At 70.8% G+C, this 17,583-nt stretch carries 18 protein-coding genes; 8 read left to right on the top strand and 10 right to left on the bottom strand.

Annotated elements, in window-relative coordinates; translation table 11 throughout:
* Positions 1-107: 107 nt before the first annotated feature.
* Together ACHBTE_RS20065 and ACHBTE_RS20060 are read right to left on the bottom strand one after the other, a co-directional pair.
* Positions 108-308 (bottom strand): ferredoxin, encoded by a 201-nt coding sequence (locus ACHBTE_RS20065; protein WP_394725393.1) that lies wholly within the window; start codon positions 306-308, stop codon positions 108-110.
* 60 nt (positions 309-368) lie between these two features.
* The gene (locus tag ACHBTE_RS20060; RefSeq protein ID WP_394725342.1) at positions 369-1,586 is read right to left on the bottom strand and encodes a cytochrome P450; all 1,218 of its coding nucleotides are present in this window, start codon (positions 1,584-1,586) and stop codon (positions 369-371) included.
* Positions 1,587-1,906: 320 nt separating this feature from the next.
* Here ACHBTE_RS20060 and ACHBTE_RS20055 point away from each other — a divergent pair, with 320 nt between their 5' ends.
* Together ACHBTE_RS20055 and ACHBTE_RS20050 are read left to right on the top strand one after the other, a co-directional pair.
* Positions 1,907-2,530 (top strand): LysE/ArgO family amino acid transporter, encoded by a 624-nt coding sequence (locus ACHBTE_RS20055; protein ID WP_394725341.1) that lies wholly within the window; start codon positions 1,907-1,909, stop codon positions 2,528-2,530.
* Between the two features lie 127 nt (positions 2,531-2,657).
* A complete protein-coding gene (locus ACHBTE_RS20050; protein ID WP_394725340.1) occupies positions 2,658-3,101 on the top strand; it encodes a nitroreductase family deazaflavin-dependent oxidoreductase in 444 nt (147 codons plus the stop codon).
* Between the two features lie 82 nt (positions 3,102-3,183).
* Here the strand turns inward: ACHBTE_RS20050 and ACHBTE_RS20045 are convergent, their stop codons facing one another.
* Positions 3,184-4,104 (bottom strand): cation diffusion facilitator family transporter, encoded by a 921-nt coding sequence (locus ACHBTE_RS20045; RefSeq protein ID WP_394725392.1) that lies wholly within the window; start codon positions 4,102-4,104, stop codon positions 3,184-3,186.
* 180 nt (positions 4,105-4,284) lie between these two features.
* Between ACHBTE_RS20045 and ACHBTE_RS20040 the strand changes: the two genes are divergently transcribed.
* Both ACHBTE_RS20040 and ACHBTE_RS20035 read left to right on the top strand, forming a co-directional pair.
* Entirely contained in the window at positions 4,285-5,298 is a 1,014-nt protein-coding gene (locus ACHBTE_RS20040; RefSeq protein WP_394725339.1) for a glutathione S-transferase family protein, read from the top strand.
* A gap of 24 nt (positions 5,299-5,322) precedes the next feature.
* Complete coding sequence (locus tag ACHBTE_RS20035; protein WP_394725338.1) at positions 5,323-5,631, top strand: DUF4235 domain-containing protein; 309 nt, start codon at positions 5,323-5,325, stop codon at positions 5,629-5,631.
* A 33-nt stretch (positions 5,632-5,664) separates the two neighbouring features.
* Here the strand turns inward: ACHBTE_RS20035 and ACHBTE_RS20030 are convergent, their stop codons facing one another.
* Positions 5,665-6,057, bottom strand: coding sequence for a VOC family protein (locus ACHBTE_RS20030; protein ID WP_394725337.1), 393 nt, complete (start codon positions 6,055-6,057; stop codon positions 5,665-5,667).
* 137 nt (positions 6,058-6,194) lie between these two features.
* The gene (locus tag ACHBTE_RS20025) at positions 6,195-7,034 is read right to left on the bottom strand and encodes a TetR/AcrR family transcriptional regulator (RefSeq protein WP_394725336.1); all 840 of its coding nucleotides are present in this window, start codon (positions 7,032-7,034) and stop codon (positions 6,195-6,197) included.
* Positions 7,035-7,157: 123 nt separating this feature from the next.
* Here ACHBTE_RS20025 and ACHBTE_RS20020 point away from each other — a divergent pair, with 123 nt between their 5' ends.
* The 3 genes from ACHBTE_RS20020 (at position 7,158) to ACHBTE_RS20010 (ending at position 12,239) form a co-directional block, all read left to right on the top strand.
* Positions 7,158-8,660 (top strand): APC family permease, encoded by a 1,503-nt coding sequence (locus ACHBTE_RS20020; protein ID WP_394725335.1) that lies wholly within the window; start codon positions 7,158-7,160, stop codon positions 8,658-8,660.
* A 20-nt stretch (positions 8,661-8,680) separates the two neighbouring features.
* On the top strand, positions 8,681-10,315 hold the full coding sequence (locus ACHBTE_RS20015) for an amidohydrolase (RefSeq protein ID WP_394725334.1): 1,635 nt from the start codon (positions 8,681-8,683) through the stop codon (positions 10,313-10,315).
* Positions 10,316-10,610: 295 nt separating this feature from the next.
* Positions 10,611-12,239, top strand: a complete 1,629-nt coding sequence (locus tag ACHBTE_RS20010) for a hypothetical protein (protein WP_394725333.1) — start codon at positions 10,611-10,613, stop codon at positions 12,237-12,239.
* Positions 12,240-12,339: 100 nt separating this feature from the next.
* Here the strand turns inward: ACHBTE_RS20010 and ACHBTE_RS20005 are convergent, their stop codons facing one another.
* Genes ACHBTE_RS20005 through ACHBTE_RS19985 form a run of 5 tightly spaced genes read right to left on the bottom strand, consistent with a single transcriptional unit; the run spans position 12,340 to position 16,699 of the window.
* Positions 12,340-13,584, bottom strand: coding sequence for a cytochrome P450 (locus tag ACHBTE_RS20005; RefSeq protein WP_394725332.1), 1,245 nt, complete (start codon positions 13,582-13,584; stop codon positions 12,340-12,342).
* Positions 13,581-14,186, bottom strand: coding sequence for an ATP/GTP-binding protein (locus ACHBTE_RS20000; protein ID WP_394725331.1), 606 nt, complete (start codon positions 14,184-14,186; stop codon positions 13,581-13,583). The genes ACHBTE_RS20005 and ACHBTE_RS20000 overlap by 4 nt, the downstream gene beginning before the upstream one ends.
* Positions 14,167-14,538 carry a DUF742 domain-containing protein gene (locus ACHBTE_RS19995; protein ID WP_394725330.1) on the bottom strand — a complete coding sequence of 124 codons (372 nt, stop codon included), beginning with the start codon at positions 14,536-14,538 and terminating at the stop codon, positions 14,167-14,169. Before ACHBTE_RS19995 ends, ACHBTE_RS20000 begins: the two co-directional genes overlap by 20 nt.
* Positions 14,535-14,945, bottom strand: coding sequence for a roadblock/LC7 domain-containing protein (locus ACHBTE_RS19990; protein WP_394725329.1), 411 nt, complete (start codon positions 14,943-14,945; stop codon positions 14,535-14,537). Before ACHBTE_RS19990 ends, ACHBTE_RS19995 begins: the two co-directional genes overlap by 4 nt.
* Before the next feature lie 5 nt (positions 14,946-14,950).
* Positions 14,951-16,699 (bottom strand): ATP-binding protein, encoded by a 1,749-nt coding sequence (locus tag ACHBTE_RS19985; protein WP_394725328.1) that lies wholly within the window; start codon positions 16,697-16,699, stop codon positions 14,951-14,953.
* A 495-nt stretch (positions 16,700-17,194) separates the two neighbouring features.
* Between ACHBTE_RS19985 and ACHBTE_RS19980 the strand changes: the two genes are divergently transcribed.
* The gene (locus tag ACHBTE_RS19980; RefSeq protein ID WP_394725327.1) at positions 17,195-17,575 is read left to right on the top strand and encodes an anti-sigma factor antagonist; all 381 of its coding nucleotides are present in this window, start codon (positions 17,195-17,197) and stop codon (positions 17,573-17,575) included.
* Positions 17,576-17,583: the final 8 nt, after the last annotated feature.

Below are 17,583 nucleotides of genomic sequence, written 5' to 3'. Positions count from 1 at the left end.
TTCCTCCTCCTCGGTCGGCACTTCGTCGGCGGTGGCCGGCTGACAGGCGGGCGGGCCCGCACGGGTGCGGGCCCGCCCACTGCCGAGGGTGTCGAGCGAGGGTCTCGTCAGCTCTCCATTTCCGACACGGTGATCGCGCTGACCGGACAGGCCCGGGCGGCCTCCCGGACCATCGGGTCGCCGCCACCGTCCTCCATGCCCGGCAGCAGAGCACTGAAGCCGTCGTCGTCCTGGGTGAAGACGGCCGGGGCGGCTAGGGCACACTGGCCGGCGCCGACGCAGAGGTCGTGGTCGATGTCGATGTGCAGGTCGCGCGTTTCGCGCGTTTCGTTTGTTTCGTGCGTTTCGTTGTGCATGACCGGAGCCTCTTACCAGGTCACGGGGAGTTCCAGCATCCCCTGGATCGTGTCGCCCGGTTTGAACGGGATTTCCTCCGCAGGGACGTCCAGGCGGAGGCTGGGCAGCCGTTCGAAGAGGGAGCCCAGGGCGATCTCCATCTCGGCGCGGGCGAGGTTCTGGCCGAGGCACTGGTGGATGCCGAACCCGAAGCCGACGTGGTGGCGGGCCGGGCGGTGCCAGTCCAGGGTGTCCGGGTCGGGGTAGAGGCTCTCGTCGCGGTTGATGACCGAGGTGGAGAAGATCACGCCGTCGCCCGCCCGGATCGTCTCCCCTGCCGCCTCGATGTCCTCGACGGCGACCCGCAGCATGCCGTCGGCGATCGACAGCAGCCGCATCAGTTCCTCCACCGCGGCGGGCAGCAGTGCCGGATCCGCGCGCAACTCGGCCAGTCGGTGGGGGTGTTGGAGGAGGGTGAAGGTGCCCAGCGAGATCATGTTGGCGGTGGTCTCATGGCCGGCGACCAGCAGGATGATCGCGAGGGCGATGAGCAGCTCGCGTTCCAGCTCGCCGTCGCGCAGCTGCTGGTGGACGAGTTCGTCCAGGACGCCGTCTCCCCTCTCCCGCTGCCTCTGTTTGCGGTGGATCAGGTCGTCGAAGTACGCCTCCAAGCGGTCGCGCGCGTCCATGGAGTCGGCGGCCGACGGGCCGCGCAGCAGTCGACGGGACTCGCCCTCGAAGAACTCATGGTCGGCGTAGGGGACGCCGAGCAGGGCGCAGATCACGATCGAGGGCACGGGCAGGGCGAAGGCGCTCACCAGCTCGGCCGGTGGCCCCTGGGCGGTCATCGCGTCGAGCCGCTCGTCCACGACCCGCTGGATCCGCGGTCGCAGGGCCGCGGCCCGCTTGAGGGTGAAGCTGGGAATCATCAGCCGCCGCTGGACGCGGTGTTCGGGGTCGTCGACGCCCAGCAGGGCGGTCCTGCGCCGGCGCACTTCGGCGAAGCGCGCGACGGGGGCCGGGAAGCCGGGGTGATCGGGGTCGCTGGACAGGCGCTGGTCGGCCAGCAGCGCACGGGCGAGCGTATGGCCGGTGACCATCCAGACGAGACGGCCGTCGTAGAGCTTCACACGGGCCAGCGGGCGGTTGTCGCGCAGAGGGGCGTAGGCGGTGGGCGGGTGATAGGGGCAGCTGCGGCTCTGAGGGAAGGCGACGGTGGGCGGTTGCGTCCTGTTCGTCGTGTCCGTCATGTCTGTCACGGAAGACCTCGCAGACGAAGGGTGCGTCGTGCCGATCTTCATTAGATGCCCCAGGCATCTAGCGGGACCACGACAAGTTCGGCCATATCAGACGCACCGGAAATTCTGGCCGAAGATCGTCGCACAGGGTTCCGACAGCGGGAACGCTCGAACGGGCCGCCGGGAGAAAATCGCTTGTCGGCGAAGGCCGGCCGCCCGCAGAATCCGGCCATGCCTACGATCCTCGCCTTCCTGCCGCTGACCACCGCCGCCGTTCCGGTGCGGTACCAGCAGCAGCCCGGCGTCCCCCGGAGGCCGACGCATCCGGCGTCGTGACCGCCGCCCTCGTCGCGGGTCTGATCGCCGGCTACGGCATCGCCGTACCGGTCGGCGCCGTCGCGACCTACCTCGTCTCCCTCACCGCCCGCACCTCCCTGCGCACCGGGATCTGCGCCGCGCTCGGCGTCGCGACGGCCGACGGGCTCTACGCCCTCGTGGCCGCACTCGGCGGCTCCGCGCTCGCCGAGACGCTGCGACCGGTGCTGACGCCGCTGCGCTGGGCCTCCGCCCTGGTGCTGGCCTTCCTCGCGATCCGGGGCGCGGTGACCGCCGTACGCCACTACCGCGGCCACCGGCTCGCCACCCGCTCCACACCACCACCCCCGAGTCCGGGACGTGCCTATCTGGCGCTGCTCGGCATCACCTTGCTCAACCCGACCACGGTGATCTACTTCGCGGCCCTCGTCCTCGGCACCCGCGCGACGGATGCCGTATCACCGCTGGAACAGGGCGTGTTCGTGCTCGCCGCGTTCGCCGCGTCGGCGAGCTGGCAGCTGCTGCTCGCCGGGGGCGGGGCGCTGTTGGGGCGGGTGCTGACCGGGTACAGGGGACGGCTGGTGACGGCCCTGGTGTCGAGCGCCGTGATCCTGGCGCTCGCCGTGCACATGCTTCTGTAGGGCTCGGCATGCGCTCGGGCAGACACCGGACACAGGAGTTCCTGTCCGGCCGGTCAGGATGAAACCGGCCCGTTTTGGTGTTGAAGATCGGCGTCAGTCGACAGGACACGACGATGGGACCGATGACATGCCTCTCGAGGGCGAGTACGAGCCCAGCCCGACCCAGTGGGTGCGCAACCAGGTGGAGAAGTACGAGAGCTCCGGCGGCACCAAGGGGACGACCATGCAGGGAATGCCGGTCATCCTGCTCACCACCCGGGGTGCCAGGAGCGGCAAGATCCGCAAGACGCCGTTGATGCGCGTCGAGCACGAGGGCCGCTATGCCGCGGTGGCCTCGCTGGGCGGGGCGCCCAAGCACCCGGTCTGGTACCACAACGTCAAGGCCGAACCTCATGTGGAGCTCCAGGACGGCCCGGTGAAGCAGGACATGTCGGCCCGGGAGGTCACCGGGACGGAGCGCGCCGAGTGGTGGGAGCGCGCCGTCGCGGCGTACCCGCCGTACGCCGACTACCAGAAGAAGACCGACCGGGTGATCCCCGTCTTCGTGCTGGAGCCGCTCGACCGGATCTGAGGCCCGGACCGCGGGCTGTCCGGGTGCCCGGAGATTTTTTCGGGGCCGGCGCATGAACTGCTGTGCGCCGGGCACACCTGCGTCAGGCCCCGCCGCGCTCCCCCGTCGCGGCGGGGCTTCCTTGTGCCTCGCAGGCGGAGCGCTCGGTGACGTCGAGGAAGATCTGGTCCGCCTCGGCGACGGTGTGGGCGATGGACCGTTTGATCCGTACGGCGACCTCCTCGACCTGCTCGCTGTCCAGGCCCGGCACGAGATCGACCCGGGCCGCCACCAGTGCCGTCTCCAGGCCGGTCTGCATCGTGAACAGCGCCTCCACGCTGTCGATCTCGGGCTGGGCCTCGAGCAGGGCACGGATCCGGGCGTCGGCCTCGGGGTCGGCGGCCTGCCCGATCAGCTGGTCGCGGGCCTCGCGCCCCAGCCGGAAGGCGACGTACACGAGCAGCGCGCCGATCGCGAGCGAGGCGGACGCCTCCCACACGACCTGCCCGGTGGCCATGTGCAGTGCCATGCCGACGAGAGCGAGGCTCACGCCCAGCACCGCCGTGCCGTCCTCGGCGACCACCGTGCGCAGTGCCGGGTCGCGCATGCCCTTGCCGAGGCCGCCCTCCCGGCGGACCTGGTACAGGGCCCGGACCAGCGACAGACCTTCGGCGAGCAGGGCGACGCCGAGCACGATCATGCCGGCCACATAACCGCCGAACGATTCCTCTCCACCCCCGCGCAGAGCCTCGAAGCCCTGGAAGAAGGAGAAGCAGCCGCCCATCACGAAGATGCCGACGGCCGCGAGCAGGGACCAGAAGAAGCGCTCCTTGCCATAGCCGAAGGGATGCCTGCTGTCGGCGGGGCGGCGGCTGCGGCGCAGCGCGGCCAGGAGGAAGACCTCGTTCATGCTGTCCGCCACCGAATGCGCCGCCTCCGACAGCAGCGCGGGCGAGTGGGCGAGGAGGCCGCCGATGGTCTTGGCGACCGCGATGACGAGGTTGGCCGCGAGAGCCACCAGCACGGTCAAGCGGGTCCTGCGGTCTGCATTGGGCGTGTCGCTCATTCCACGGCGATTGCCCCGGCCGATCGGGCTCACACCCGTGCCGTCGGCGCAAATCTGGGGACCCGTCGGTACAACGGGAACCCGGTGAACGGGGAACCCGGGTACGGCAGCGGGTGTACGCCAGAGAGGAGTCCGATCATGAGCGGCGGCGGCAACACCGCCTACGGAAGGAAGTCGTTCCAGCGGTCGAAGGCACACTTCGCCGACCGCATCACCGCGGACGGCCGGGACGGATGGCCGGTGGAGGCGGGCCGCTACCGGCTGGTGGTGAGCCGCGCCTGTCCGTGGGCGAGCCGGGCGGTGATCTCACGTCGGCTGCTCGGGCTGGAGGACGCCCTGCCGATGGCGATCGCCGACCCGATCCAGGACGACCGCAGCTGGCGGTTCTCCCTCGACCCGGACGGCCGCGATCCGGTGCTGGGCATCCGCTATCTCAGCGAGGCCTACGGCAAGCGTGAGAGCGACTATCCGGGCGGTGTCAGCGTGCCCGCGATCGTGGACGTGCCGAGCGGCGAGCTGGTCAGCAACGACTACCAGCGCATCACGCTCGACCTCGCCACCGAGTGGACGGCCCTGCACCGCGAAGGAGCGCCCGACCTGTATCCGCAGGGGCTGCGGGACGAGATCGACGCCGTCATGGCGGAGGTCTACGAGGATGTGAACAACGGCGTGTACCGGGCGGGCTTCGCCACCGGCCAGGAACAGTACGAGGGGGCCTGCACACGGCTCTTCGAGCGGCTGGAGCTGTTGGCGCGGCGGCTGTCCGGGCAGCGCTATCTGGTCGGCGACACGATCACCGAGGCGGACATCCGGCTGTTCACCACGCTGGTGCGTTTCGACGCCGTCTATCACGGTCACTTCAAATGCAATCGCTGGAAGTTGACGGAGAATCAGGTCCTGTGGGCGTACGTCCGTGATCTCTACCAGACGCCCGGGTTCGGTGACACCGTCGATTTCGACCACATCAAGCGGCACTACTACCAGGTGCACAGCGGCATCAACCCGACCGGCATCGTCCCTCTCGGGCCGGATCTGTCGGACTGGCTGACACCGCACCGTCGTGAGGAACTGGGTGGCAGGCCGTTCGGTGACGGGACGCCGCCCGGGCCGGTTCCCGAGGCCGAGCAGGTCCCGGAGCGGGGACGGCCCTGACCGATGAAGGAGGCGCAGGCACACATGGCCAAGCAGAGCAAGAAGAAGATGAAGCTTCCCCTCGCCTACAAGCCCTTGGGGTTCGCGCTGGGCTGGGCGAGCGGGGCGATGGCGGGGCTCGCCTTCCGCAAGACGTGGATGGCAATCCGGCACGAGGAGGACGCCCCCGACGCCCTGGACCGTGACCGCGGCTGGGGAGAGATCCTGCTGGCAGCCGCGGTCCAGGGCGCCCTCTTCGCGGTGGCGCGCAGCCTGGCGGACCGCACGGGGGCGAAGGCGATCGAACGCTCGACGGGGGTGTGGCCGGCCACCGAGAAGGGCGGGCGGGACTGAGGAGCGCTTCTCGCCGGGCCGGCCGCGGCCGGTTCAGCCCTGCTTCGGCGCCGTGGCCGCGACGCGGCGCAGGGTGAAGGAGTGGCCGGCCGGGTCGGCGAAACCGCGCTCCTCGTACGGTCCCGGCGCTTCCTTCGCCTCCAGCGGACGGCCGCCGAGCCCGACGATCCTGCGCTCGGCCTCGTCGAGGTCGTCCACCACGAAGTCCAGATGGGCCTGAAGGGAGTTCTCGGGGCGCGGCCAGCTCGGCGGGGTGGCGTTCATGTCGCGGCGGAACGCCAGCCGGACCCCGTCGGCGCCCCTGATCTCGACGCGGTTGGCGGTGGCGTCCGTCTGCTCCCCTTCGAGCAGTTCCTTGTAGAAGACGGCGAGCTTCTCGGGCTCGGCGCAGTCGAGCACCACGACGCCCGCTTTCACCAATGGCATGGCTCCTCCGAAGTGTCCTGGGCGCGGGACGTCCGGTCCCGCGCCCTGTCCTTGCCGGGTGTCCCGGGCAGGCCGTTTCAGTCCGCCACCGGCCACGCGCCGTCCGTCATGTCCGGCGGGGCGCGCGGTCGGTGAGGTCATCGGTCGACGGCCTCCTCGTGGAGCTCGGCCTCCTCGTCGGGTTCGGCGGGCTGGTCGGGCTCGTCGGGTTCGTCGGGTTCGTCGGGCCGTGCTGACGGTGTGTCCATGGTGGCCGTCGGGTGTCCGGAGCCGGACCGGACCCGCGCGAGCCGAGCGGCGGCGGCAGCGAGCAGCAGGTCCAGGGCGGCCGGGTAGGAGCTGTGCGGCATCTCGGCCACGAGGTGCCGGGCGGTGGCGGCGATGTGCGGGTGGGTGTCGGCAGGAAGCCGGGCGTACGTGGCCCGCCAGACGGCCGCCTCCGCCTCCCGCGCCGCCTTCGGCATCGCCACGCTCGCCGAGTCGAGGGCGCCGTGGGCGAGGGCCTGGTCGACGAAGGCGTGGTAGATCCGCACCGCCTCGGCGTCGGGGAATCCGGCGCGGCGCAGCACGCCGAGGATGGTCTCGACGGCCTGGATCTCGTGCACCCGCCCGGTCACCCGGTACGAGCTGAGCACCGCGGCCCGTGGGTGGGCGAGGGCACCGGCGTGCATGCGCAGCCCCAGGTCGCGCAGGTCGGCGCGCCAGTCGCCGGTGGGGCGCCAGGTGCGCAGGGTGCGTCCGATGAGTTCGTCGGCGATGGCGAGCATCAGGTCGTCGGTGTGCCGGAAGTACCGGTACAGCGAGCTGGGGTCGGCGCCCAGGGCGCGGCCGAGGCGGCGCACGGAGAGGGCGTCGGCGCCGTGCTCCTCGATGAGTCTGAGGGCCGTCTCGACGATGAGTGCCTCGGACAGGACGACGCCCTGCTTGGTGGGGCGCCTGCGGCGGCGATCGGCGGGCGGGACGACGCGCTCGGTCATGGACTGCCTCCCTCTCGGCGTGTCCGCACCTTATGACAACACCGTTGACCTGTTAAGACCCCGGACAGTTTCATGTCCGCTCATCGGGGCCGTCCAGGCCCCCGGTGCGAGCGGAGACCGGCCATGCCCGACAAGCCCCACAGCGTCGCCCCACCCGAGCGGCCCGAGCTGCGCAAGTCCCTCGGTGTCCTGGACGGTGTCGCCATCGCCGCGTCCAGCACGGCCGCCACCACCAGCATCGGCATCGGTCTCGGCGTCACGGCCGGTGTGGTCGGGCTGCATCTGCCGGCGATCATGCTGCTGGCGTTCCTGCCGGTCCTGGGCATCGCGGGCGCCTTCTCCCGGCTGAACAGGGTCGAGCCGAACGCGGGCAACGGCTATGTGTGGGTGGGCCGTTCACTCACCCCCTGGCTGGGCTTCATGGTCGGCTGGGTGAACCTGGTGGCGGTGGTGGCGTTCCTCGCCTACACCACGGCGGTCACCGGCTCGGCGCTGCTCCAGCTGGCCGGGGACGCCGGAGTGCACCGGGTCGGCGCACTCGCGCTCGACCCGGGTTCGACCGCGCAGACCACCGCGGTCGGCATCCTGGTCCTGGTGGCCGTCACGCTGACCGCGGTGACCGGCATCCGCACCGCGGCGCGACTCCAGGCGGCACTGCTGGTCTTCGAGTACGTCGTCCTGCTGGGCTTTTGCGGATACGGGATCGTCACCGGACCGCACGCGTTCACCCTGAGCTGGTTCGACCCGTTCGCGATCCCGTCGGCGACGGCACTGGCGCAGGGCCTGCTGCTGTCGGTGTTCTGCTACTGGGGCTTCGAGTCGGCGTTCAGCGTCAACGAGGAGGTGCGCGATCCCCGTGACGCCTCCCGGGCCGGGCTCATCACGCTGTTCACCATGCTGGGGCTGTTCCTGCTCGGCTCGATCGCGTTCCAACGCGTCCTGTCCGAGGAGGAGTTGGTCGGCCACGGCGCCGAGGGCTTGGCCTTCTTCGGTGAGCGGCTGGCGTCCCAGCCGTGGGCGGCGCTCCCCTTGATCGCCCTGTTGTTCTCGGCGGTCGCCTCGCTCCAGGCCGGGGTGATCCCGACGGCCCGGGCGATGTTCGCGATGAGCCGGGACCGTACGCTCGGGCCGGTGTGGTCCAAGGTCAGCCCGCGGTACGGGACTCCGGCCGCCGGCACCCTGCTGATCGGCGCGCTGGCGGCCACGGTGGCGGCCCTCGCACTGGTCATCCCCCGGCTCGCCGACATGATCATGGCGACGGTGAGCGCCGTCGGCATCGTGGTCGCCCTGTCGTACGCGCTCACGGCACTGGCGGCAGCCGTACGGTTCCGATCGCTGCTGCGCGAGGACTGGCGGCAGGGCGTGCGCGCGGTCGTGCTGCCCACGCTGAGCGCGACGGCGCTGCTCGCTCTCGGCGGCTACCTCGGCTGGTCCTTCTACACCTCCGCCGACCACTTCGAAGTCAGCGCCGACAACGGATGGTTCCTACTGTTCACCCCGCTCACGATGATCGCGTCCGGCTTCGTGGCCGCCGCGTGGGCCAAGTGGGTGCGCAGGTCGCCGTACTTCCGCACCGGCGAGGGCACGGACGCCGACGCTCCGCGGCTGCTCGCCACCTCCCGATGACCCCGACCAGGAAACGGACCATGTACGCAGATCTTCTCTTCACCGGCGGCCCCGTCCTCACCCCCGAGGGCCGCACCGCGACCGCCGTGGCCGTCACGGGCGACCGCGTCACGGCCGTAGGACGCGAGGAGGTGCACGAGCTCGCCGGACCGCGGACCGAGGTGGTGGACCTCGCCGGGCGGCTGTTGCTGCCCGGCTTCCAGGACGCTCATGTGCATCCGGTGCCGGCGGGGCTGGAGCTGACCCAGTGCGATCTGACGGGGGCGAGGACCGCGGAGGCGACCCTGGCCGCGGTGCGGGCCTACGCCGACGCGCACCCCGCACGGGAGTGGATCACCGGCGGCGGCTGGTCGATGGAGGCGTTCGAGGGCGGTACGCCGACGAAGGAGCTGCTGGACAAGGTGGTGCCGGACCGGCCGGTGTATCTGCCCAACCGGGACCATCACGGCGCCTGGGTCAACAGCCGTGCCCTCGCGCTCGCCGGGATCACACGGGACACGCCCGACCCGGCCGACGGGCGGATCGACCGGGACGCCTCCGGTGAGCCGAGCGGCACGCTCCAGGAGGGCGCGATGCAGCTGGTGGGACGGCTCACGCCGCCGGCCACACCCGCCGACCGGCTGGCGGCCCTGCTGCACGCCCAGCGGCATCTGCACGCGCTCGGCATCACGGCCTGGCAGGACGCTCTGGTCGGGGACTTCCTCGGCATGGACGACCCGGCGCAGGCGTATCTGGCCGCCGCCCGGGAGGGCTCGCTCACCGCACGCGTCGTCGGAGCGCTGTGGTGGGACCGCGAGCGCGGAGCCGAGCAGATTCCCGAACTCGTCGAGCGGCGGGCCGCGTTGACCCACGGCCGCTTCCGCGCGGGCAGTGTCAAGCTGATGCTGGACGGCGTCGCCGAGACCGGGACGGCCGCGCTGCTGGACCCGTATCTCGACAAGTGCGGCTGCGCCACCGCCAACCGGGGCACCAGCTTCATCGACGCGACCCGACTTCCCGGTTACGTGACCGAGTTGGACGCGCTCGGCTTCCAGTGCCACTTCCACGCCCTCGGCGACCGCGCCGTCCGTGACGCCCTGGACGCCGTCGAGGCCGCGCGAGCCGCGAACGGGCCGAGCGACACACGGCCCCACCTGGCCCATCTCCAGGTGGTGCAACCCACTGACGTGCCGCGCTTCGCCCGGCTCGGGGCGGTCGCGAACATCCAGCCGCTGTGGGCCGCGCACGAACCGCAGATGGACGAGCTGACCATTCCCTTCCTCGGGCCCGAACGCGCCGCGTGGCAGTACCCGTTCGGCGCGCTGCTGCGCTCCGGTGCCCGGCTCGCGGCGGGCAGCGACTGGCCGGTGAGCAGCCCGGATCCGCTGCACGGCATTCATGTGGCGGTCAACCGGGTGGCGCCCGGCGAGGGCGACGCGCCGGTGTTCCTGCCCGGCGAACGGATCGGACTCGTCGAGGCGTTGACCGCCTACACGGCGGGCTCGGCGTATGTGAACCACCTCGACGACACCGGTGAGATCCGTGCGGGAGCGCTGGCGGATCTCGTCGTCCTGGACCGCGATCCGTTCGACGCGCCGGCCGAGGAGATCGCCCAGACGCGTGTAGCTGTCACTTACGTCGGGGGCGCGCGAGTATACGCAGCTCAGGAGGCTTGAGCAGTAACGGAGATCACGGTCCGGTTGGGCGTAGATCATTTCCGGCCTGGGCAGTCTCGTACCGCTTTTCGTTTCAACTTGCGTATCGGGAAAGCGAGTTCGAACGAGCGGGCGGTCGTGTGGCGGTCACGACCGGCTGACAGCCACGGCCGATCGATCCGTTGCCAGGACCGCAGCTTGAAGGGAGACCGGTGTGCAATCTCGAGTCGTAGGCGGTGGTCCTCGGATATCCACGGACCGCTTGCTCCCGGCGCGGCCGAGTGCCCGGCTCCAGCCGGCCGAGGCGGGGAACGCCTTGGCCGGCCTCTTCGCCGAGCACGTCAACGGGTGCACCGACGAGTACCGGGATTGCCAGAACGCCGCTCAGCAGCGCCTCGACGCGTTCGGATCGCCCCGCTCGGGCACCACGCTGCATGTGGAGGGAGCCCTTCGTACGGCGCCGCGCGCGTTCCTCCCGCCCGATGACGAGGGCTACGCCAGGCTGAGGCGGCTGGACGCCGGGCTGCGCGTGATCGAGTCAGCCTTCCCTCAGGTCAGCACCGATGTCGAGATCTGCCGGCTGACGTGCACGATGCTGGAGGGGGCCTGGAGGAGCCGGGCGCTCACCCCGCCGCGCGAGGAGGAGCAGGCAGCCTCCTGCGCCTGCTCCCTGTGCCGCCGGCTACCCACGCCCCCCGACCGCACGCTGGCCGACTACGACTGGCGGCAGAGCGCCGGTCGTCCCCTCACCGTCAAGACCTGGCCGTACCACCGGGAACTGGACAGCGTCCTGACCGGTGGATGGGTCCTGGCCCGGCAGATGAACGACCTCGAACGAGACCTCGGCTACCGCCACCGCTTCGAGGACGACATCCTGCTCTTCCATGAGTACAAGCGCGTGATCGACACCATAGACACCACGCACCTCACCCAACTCATCGAAGGCCGCCTGGCCGAAGACTTCAGCATCAACACGGCACGGGCCCTGGTCTGCGGACTCTACGCGGCCCACAAGCGATCCGTGGACGAGTCCTGGCTCCAGCGGCACCACGCGGGCGACGTCGCACTCCCCCAGACCAACCCGCTCGGCCAGGGCACCTACTCGCTCCTGCAGATGATGGACTGCCTGTTCTGGCACGTCTCACCCGACACCGAACTCTGGCAGGAGGAACACCTCGCCGCGCTGCTGCTGTGCCGCGTCGTCGACGACATGGTCGACGTCCGAGCCGACGCCCTCACCGGCGAGATCAGCAACTTCTGGCTCGCCGACCTGCCCGCCCACACCAAGGCCCTCTACGCCGCCTGCGCCATCGCCGCCGTCAAGTACGGCTGCATGCCCGAGGCGCACCCCCCGATGTGGAACACCTGGCTGATGCCCAGCACCATCGTCTGGCTGGGGCTCACGGGCCGGCACGGATTGTGGTTCGACGGCATCGTCCAGGGTCTCCCGCCGGCCGAGGACTGTTCGCTGTGCGACCTTCAGCCCAACGCGTGCACCGGCATCCTCACAGACGGCACCACGCTCACCCTCTCCCCGCGGCCCACCGCACCTGCTCTGAGCGCCCGGACCGCCGAGCTGTCCGCACGCTGCCGAGCGCAGAACCCCGGGGCATGGTCCCTCTTCGACACCGAACTCCATGCCTTCGAAGCACTGCACGGCCCCTGGCACGGCGACGCCGACAGCACCTGGGAGATCCTGCGCCGCACGTACATCGCCGCGGTGGAGGCATCCGCCGCCGCGCCGTCCACGGCCCGCGCGCGTGAGATCCAACAGGACTCCGGCGCGGTCGGGTCGGAGTTCTTCCACGCCCTGCACGACCCTCGCACAGGGAGGGAGGACGCCGCTCTGCTCGCCTACATGTTCGGCTGCGCCCACCCGCATTTCCTCTGGAACGCCATGGGGTACCGTCCCACGGACCTCGAGGGCGACTGGCTGGACGGCTGACGCCTCGATCCGGCCCCGATTCCTACGCGTCGAGAAGCCGCTCCCGGCCGGGAGCGGCTTCTCGACGTCTTGTCGTCTTGTCGTCTTGTCGCCTCGGCGTCTACACCTCGAACTCGACCGGCAGGCTGTCCAGCAGGGACATCCATGTGGACGCCGTCGAGGTGAGTTCCTCCGGCGGCACCGCTAGGTGCAGGCCCGGCAGACGGTGCAGAAGGACGTCCACCGCGATCTCGATGACGGACATCCCGATGTTCTGCCCGGGGCATTCGTGCGGGCCCGCGCCGAACGCCAGGTGGGCCTGATTGCCCTGCACCGAGACACCCGGGTCGGGCCGGACCTCGGGATCGACGTTGCCCGGGGCGAGACCGAGAACGAGCAGGTCGCCCTCCTCGATACGGTGCCCGCCCAGTTCGACGTCGCTGGCGGCGAAGCGCCCCGGCAGGACGGCCAGCGGCGGAGAGTTCCACATGGCCTCCTCCACCACCGCCGAGATGTCCAGCTGACCGCTGATCAGCCCGGAGAGCCGGGAAGCGTCGGTCAGGACCAGCTCCAGCACCCGGGCCAGCAGGTTCGTCGTGACGTGCGCGGCGATCAGCACCGCGCGCAGATGGGCCACGACCTCGTCGTGGTCGAGCGCCGCGTGATGCTCCAGCAGGCCGGTGGCGAGGTCGGAGCCGGGTTCGGACCGCCTGCGCTCGGTGAGTTCACCGAAGATCTCCCTGATCACGCCGTCGTGCGCGACGGCGTCCTCGCCGCCCTTCATCACCTGGGCGCAGGACTCGACCAGGCGACGCCCCTCCGCCTCGGCGAGCCCCAGAACGCGGGCGATCACGAGCATCGGCAGATAGTCGGCGTAGTCCGCCACCAGATCGGCGCGGCCCGAGTCCGCGAACGCGTCGATCTGCTTGTTGGCGAAGTACGTGGCGTGGCGCCGTACACCGCGGTCGGCGGCGGACTGCAGCCCGTCGCTGACGGCACCGCGCAGCCGGCGGTGCGCCTCGCCGTCCTGGGACACACAGTCCGGGCGCCAGGCGAGCATCGGGACCAGCGGAGAGTTCTCCGCGACCCGGCCCTCCCGCCAGTCCCGCCAGATCCGCGCGTCCCGGGGGAACTGGAGGGGATTGTCGAGCACGCGCCGGCTGTCCCGGTAGCCCAGCACCAGCCAGGCGGGGATGTCGCCCTCCAGCAGCACCGGCGCGACCGAGCCGTGCTCCTTGCGCAGCCGCTCGTAGATGCCGCTCGGGTCCGTCGCCGCCTCGGGCCCGAACAGCCGGGTCAGCTCGGTCCCATGACCGAAGGGGCAGCCGCGGGGCGCCTCGGGATCGTGTGGAGGCTGGTCGTTCATCGGGACTCCAGTGCGACGGCGGAGCGTTCCTTCAGGTGGCGTATCAGGGCGACGAGGACGTCACGGCTGGAGGCCCGGTCGCGGGCGTCGCACGCCACGACCGGGGTGTGCGGGGAGATGTCGAGAGCGTCCCGGATCTCCTCCACGGGGTAGTCCTTGGAGTCGGGGAAGACGTTCAGCGCGACGACGAACGGGACGTTCTGCCGCTCCATCTCCTCGATGGCCCGGAAGCTGGAGGCGAGCCGGCGGGTGTCCACCAGGACGATGGCGCCGAGCGCGCCCTTGAACAGTCCGTTCCACAGGAACCAGAAGCGCTCCTGGCCGGGCGTGCCGAACAGGTACAGCATCAGGCTGTCGTTGAGGCTGATCTTGCCGAAGTCCAGGCTGACGGTGGTCTCCGTCTTGTCGGCGACGCCGATGAGGTGGTCGACGTCGGCGCTGGCCTGGGTGAGGGTCTCCTCGGTGGTGAGCGGCTTGATGTCGCTCACCGAGCGGACCAGGGTGGTCTTCCCGGTGCCGAAGCCGCCGGCGATCATCACCTTCACCGAACGGGTGCCCCCGCCACCCGGCCCACCGGGCTGGTCAAAGCCTTTGAAGTCCACTGAGTACCTCCTCAAGGAGCGCGAGGTCGGGCCCGCGGCCGGCGTCGTGCGCCGGGATGGGGTCACGGGCTTCGACGTGGCCTGCCTCCAGCAGATCCGTCAGCAGCACCGCGAGAATGTTGAAGGGCAATCCGAGGTGGGCGCCGAGTTCGGCCACCGACAGCGGATCGCGGCAGCGCCGAAGGATCTCCTCGTGCTCATGCTGCAACCCCGGTGCGGGGGCGGTGCGGGCGGCGATGAGGGTCGCCACGTCGAGGCTCGACGCCGAACCGCCCGGTCCGCTGCGCCCCCGGGTGAGGACGTAGTAACGCTCGAGACCGGACGGGTTCATGGGCCGGCGGGGAGCACTCATCCAGAGTGCTCCTCCAGGCGCGGAGTGGTGCCGAGCAGTTCGCCCATCCTGCGCGCCAGGTCCCTCATCTGATGACCGAGCAGCCCCTGGTCGAGGCCCTCACGGGCGAGGACGCCGAGATAGGTCTCCACCCCGGCCCGGACGACGAAGAGGTGACCGCCGTCGACCTCGATCATCGCCAGCCTGAGCTGCCCCGCGTACTTGGGGAACTGCGCGGCGACCGGCTGCGCCAGCGCCTGGAGGCCGGCCACCACAGCGGCGAAGCGGTCCACGTCGTCGGGGTCTTCGGCGCCGTAGGAGGTGATGGCTTTGCCGTCGCTGGAGGCCACGAGGGCGAAGTTGATCTCCTGGATGCTCTCCACCAGATCGCGGAGCGCCCAGCTCACGTCGGTTCCCTGTTGCGTCATGGCCACTAGTCGCTCTCTTCGGTGCGGTGCTGCTCGGTGGACTCGCGCCCGTCGCTCGTCGCGCCCGCCTCGCCGGGCTCGCGGCCCGCGGTGGCGAAGGCGGCCAGGCCGGCGAAGGACGCGTCGGGCGGAACAGCGGCGACCGTCGTCGTCTCCTCGCTCCGCTCCGGGGGCCCGGCCGGCTCGTGGCGTGCCCCCTCGTGCCGCCTGCTGCGGCGCCGGGGCAGGCCGCCGGGCGTGGTGTCCACCGCATCGGCGGTGTCGGCCGGCGCCGCCGCGACGGCCACGGCTTCGCGGGCCGGGGCGGACGCGGCGGCCTGGGCCGTCGGTGCCGTCGCCGCCGAGGCGGCGGAGGTGACCGCGGGCAGCGGGCTGAAGTACTTGTGCGGGACCACGACCACCACCGAGGTGCCGAGCCACGGCGAGTCCGCGAAGGTGACGCGGATGCCGTAGCGGCGGGCGAGGATGCCGACGACCCGCAGACCGATGTTCGCGTCCTCCGAGATGCCGCCGAGGCCCGGGCCGGTCGCGGTGCCGGCGAGGGCGTGCTCGGCGTCGCGTTTCTTCTCCTCGCTCAGGCCCTTGCCGGAGTCCTGGATCTCGATGCCGACACCGTTCGGGACCTCCTTGCCGGAGACGGTGACCGGCTCGGTGGGCGGCGAGTAGCGGGCCGCGTTGTCCAGGAGGTGGGCGAAGATCAGCGTGAGGTGGTCCACGAGGCCGCCGTCGACGCCGAGTTCCGGCAGATGGCGTACGTCGATCCGGTGGAAGTCCTTGATCCGGCCGATGCCGCCGCGGACCACGCTGAGCAGGCGCTGCGGCTCCTGCCACTGCCGGCCGGGCCGGTCCGAGCCGCCCAGGACGCTGATGCTGGCGGCGAGACAGTCGGCGGGTCCGATCGCCTGGTCCAGCTCCATCAGGCCGCGGGCGACGGCTGGCAGCCGGCCGTGCTCGCCCTGGAGTTCGTGCAGCCGGCCCCTCAGCTTGCTGGTCAGGACGTGGATACGGTTGCCGATGCCGACCACGGCCTGCTCGGCGGAGGTCGAGCGGTTGAACTCCTCCTCGATGCCGATCAGCGAGGTGCGCAGCAGCTTGCGCAGACTCATCTGGAGCTCGGTGCCGGCCTTCGCGGCCTGGTCGACGGACGGCAGGAGGTCGTCGATGGCCGCGCCCTCACGCAGCTGCCGCAGAGCGTCGGGCAGCTGGGTGTCGGCGAGGTGGGCGACCGCGGCCTGCTGGTGGGCCAGCTGCTCCTGCCGGACCGCTGCCTGGTCGGCGAGCCGGGCCTCGTAGGACGCTGCCTGGGCGGCGATCCGCTCCTCGTAGGAGGCGCACTCCTGGGCCAGCCGCTCCTCGTACTCGGCGAGGCGCTCGTCGTAGGCGCGGGCCTGCTCGGTGAGCTGGGCCTCGTATGCGCCCGACTGCTCGGCGAGGCGGCCCTCCAAGGCGGCGCGGTCGGCGCTGAACTGCCGTTCCAGCCCAGCCACATGCTGCTGCCACTGCTGGGAGTGCTCCGCCTGCGAGGCGCGGTGGTCGCCCTCGGCCTTGCGCAGTTGCGTGCGGGTGCGCAGCAGGAGTCGTACACACGCGGTGCCGGCCGCGGTTGCCGCGGCGCCGGCGACCGCGGCGGTTATTCGCTCCGAGCTCATGAACGTGGCGGCAACCGTCCCACCTCCTAAGGCCAGCGGCATCAGCCACCAGCTGTACCAGGCGACAGGGGGCCGCGCCGCCGGGGGCGGAGTGGCGAGTTCCATCTGCATCCTTCGAGGCAACGATCGATCAGGGGGGGGTGTGCAAAGCGATCGCACTCATGAGTACGCACCACGAGATGACCGATCGCGACCGAGTCAACTCGCAGCGCCGAACGGGAGCTTATCGGGTTTGACTGCAAAAGGATCAAACTCACCACCTGACGGAAGTGAGGGTTCCGTCACTCTCAGCCAGGAGCGCAAACATCGACAAATGCCCTTACCTACCAGCACAGCTGGAGAAAGCGGCAGCCGAGGGCGCCCAGGCCCATCCGGGCGGCCGGCGGGGTCGATCGGGGTGCGCGGTTCGTCGACTCGCTCCAGGCCCCGGGCACGGGTGGCCGATCAGGCGGTGTGGTCGCGTTTCGGAAATCATCTGTCGCAATTCGAAGACATATGTCAATCGAACATGCTCAGAAACGCTCATTCGAGGGTAACTTGCAGTGCGGGGACTGGATTTGAGCAGCCCGCCCACGTGAGCAGGTTGGAGGCGATGTCGTCGTGCAGCAGGGTCCTGCGCCGTTCAGCCGGCATCTGCGCGTCCATCGACACCGGGACCACACGGTGCTGGAGTTACGCGGCGAGATCGACATCGCGGCGGCGTTCGAGATAGTCCCCTACCTGGACCGCGTGACGACCCACCCCGATGCCCGGATCGTGATCGACCTCAGGCGCGTGGAGTTCTTCGACTGCTCCGGGCTGCGCCTGCTGTACCGGGCGCGCAGCCGGGTGCTCGAACACGGCGGGCAGCTGCATCTGGTCTGCACCCATCCGCTCACCCTGCGGGTCCTGCGGATCACCGGCCTCGCCCGGCTGCTGCCCCCGCATCCGACGCCGGACGCGGCCCTGGACCACGCCGAGGCCACGTCCGGCACGCTGTGAGACTCCCG

This window comes from Streptomyces sp. M41, assembly GCF_043673425.1.
Classification (GTDB): domain Bacteria; phylum Actinomycetota; class Actinomycetes; order Streptomycetales; family Streptomycetaceae; genus Streptomyces.
Note: the sequence above shows the minus strand (reverse complement) of the source record. Positions and strands in the feature narration are given on the sequence as shown.

Excerpts from the sequence above, each read along its gene's own strand:
- ACHBTE_RS20005 (WP_394725332.1), bottom strand. The coding sequence starts at position 13,584 with ATGAACGACCAGCCTCCACACGATCCCGAGGCGCCCCGCGGCTGCCCC.
- ACHBTE_RS20015 (WP_394725334.1), top strand. The coding sequence starts at position 8,681 with ATGTACGCAGATCTTCTCTTCACCGGCGGCCCCGTCCTCACCCCCGAG.
- ACHBTE_RS20035 (WP_394725338.1), top strand. The coding sequence starts at position 5,323 with ATGGCCAAGCAGAGCAAGAAGAAGATGAAGCTTCCCCTCGCCTACAAG.
- ACHBTE_RS19985 (WP_394725328.1), bottom strand. The coding sequence starts at position 16,699 with ATGGAACTCGCCACTCCGCCCCCGGCGGCGCGGCCCCCTGTCGCCTGG.
- ACHBTE_RS20050 (WP_394725340.1), top strand. The coding sequence starts at position 2,658 with ATGCCTCTCGAGGGCGAGTACGAGCCCAGCCCGACCCAGTGGGTGCGC.
- ACHBTE_RS20030 (WP_394725337.1), bottom strand. The coding sequence starts at position 6,057 with ATGCCATTGGTGAAAGCGGGCGTCGTGGTGCTCGACTGCGCCGAGCCC.
- ACHBTE_RS19995 (WP_394725330.1), bottom strand. The coding sequence starts at position 14,538 with ATGAGTGCTCCCCGCCGGCCCATGAACCCGTCCGGTCTCGAGCGTTAC.
- ACHBTE_RS20020 (WP_394725335.1), top strand. The coding sequence starts at position 7,158 with ATGCCCGACAAGCCCCACAGCGTCGCCCCACCCGAGCGGCCCGAGCTG.
- ACHBTE_RS19990 (WP_394725329.1), bottom strand. The coding sequence starts at position 14,945 with ATGACGCAACAGGGAACCGACGTGAGCTGGGCGCTCCGCGATCTGGTG.
- ACHBTE_RS20060 (WP_394725342.1), bottom strand. The coding sequence starts at position 1,586 with ATGACGGACACGACGAACAGGACGCAACCGCCCACCGTCGCCTTCCCT.
- ACHBTE_RS20025 (WP_394725336.1), bottom strand. The coding sequence starts at position 7,034 with ATGACCGAGCGCGTCGTCCCGCCCGCCGATCGCCGCCGCAGGCGCCCC.
- ACHBTE_RS20040 (WP_394725339.1), top strand. The coding sequence starts at position 4,285 with ATGAGCGGCGGCGGCAACACCGCCTACGGAAGGAAGTCGTTCCAGCGG.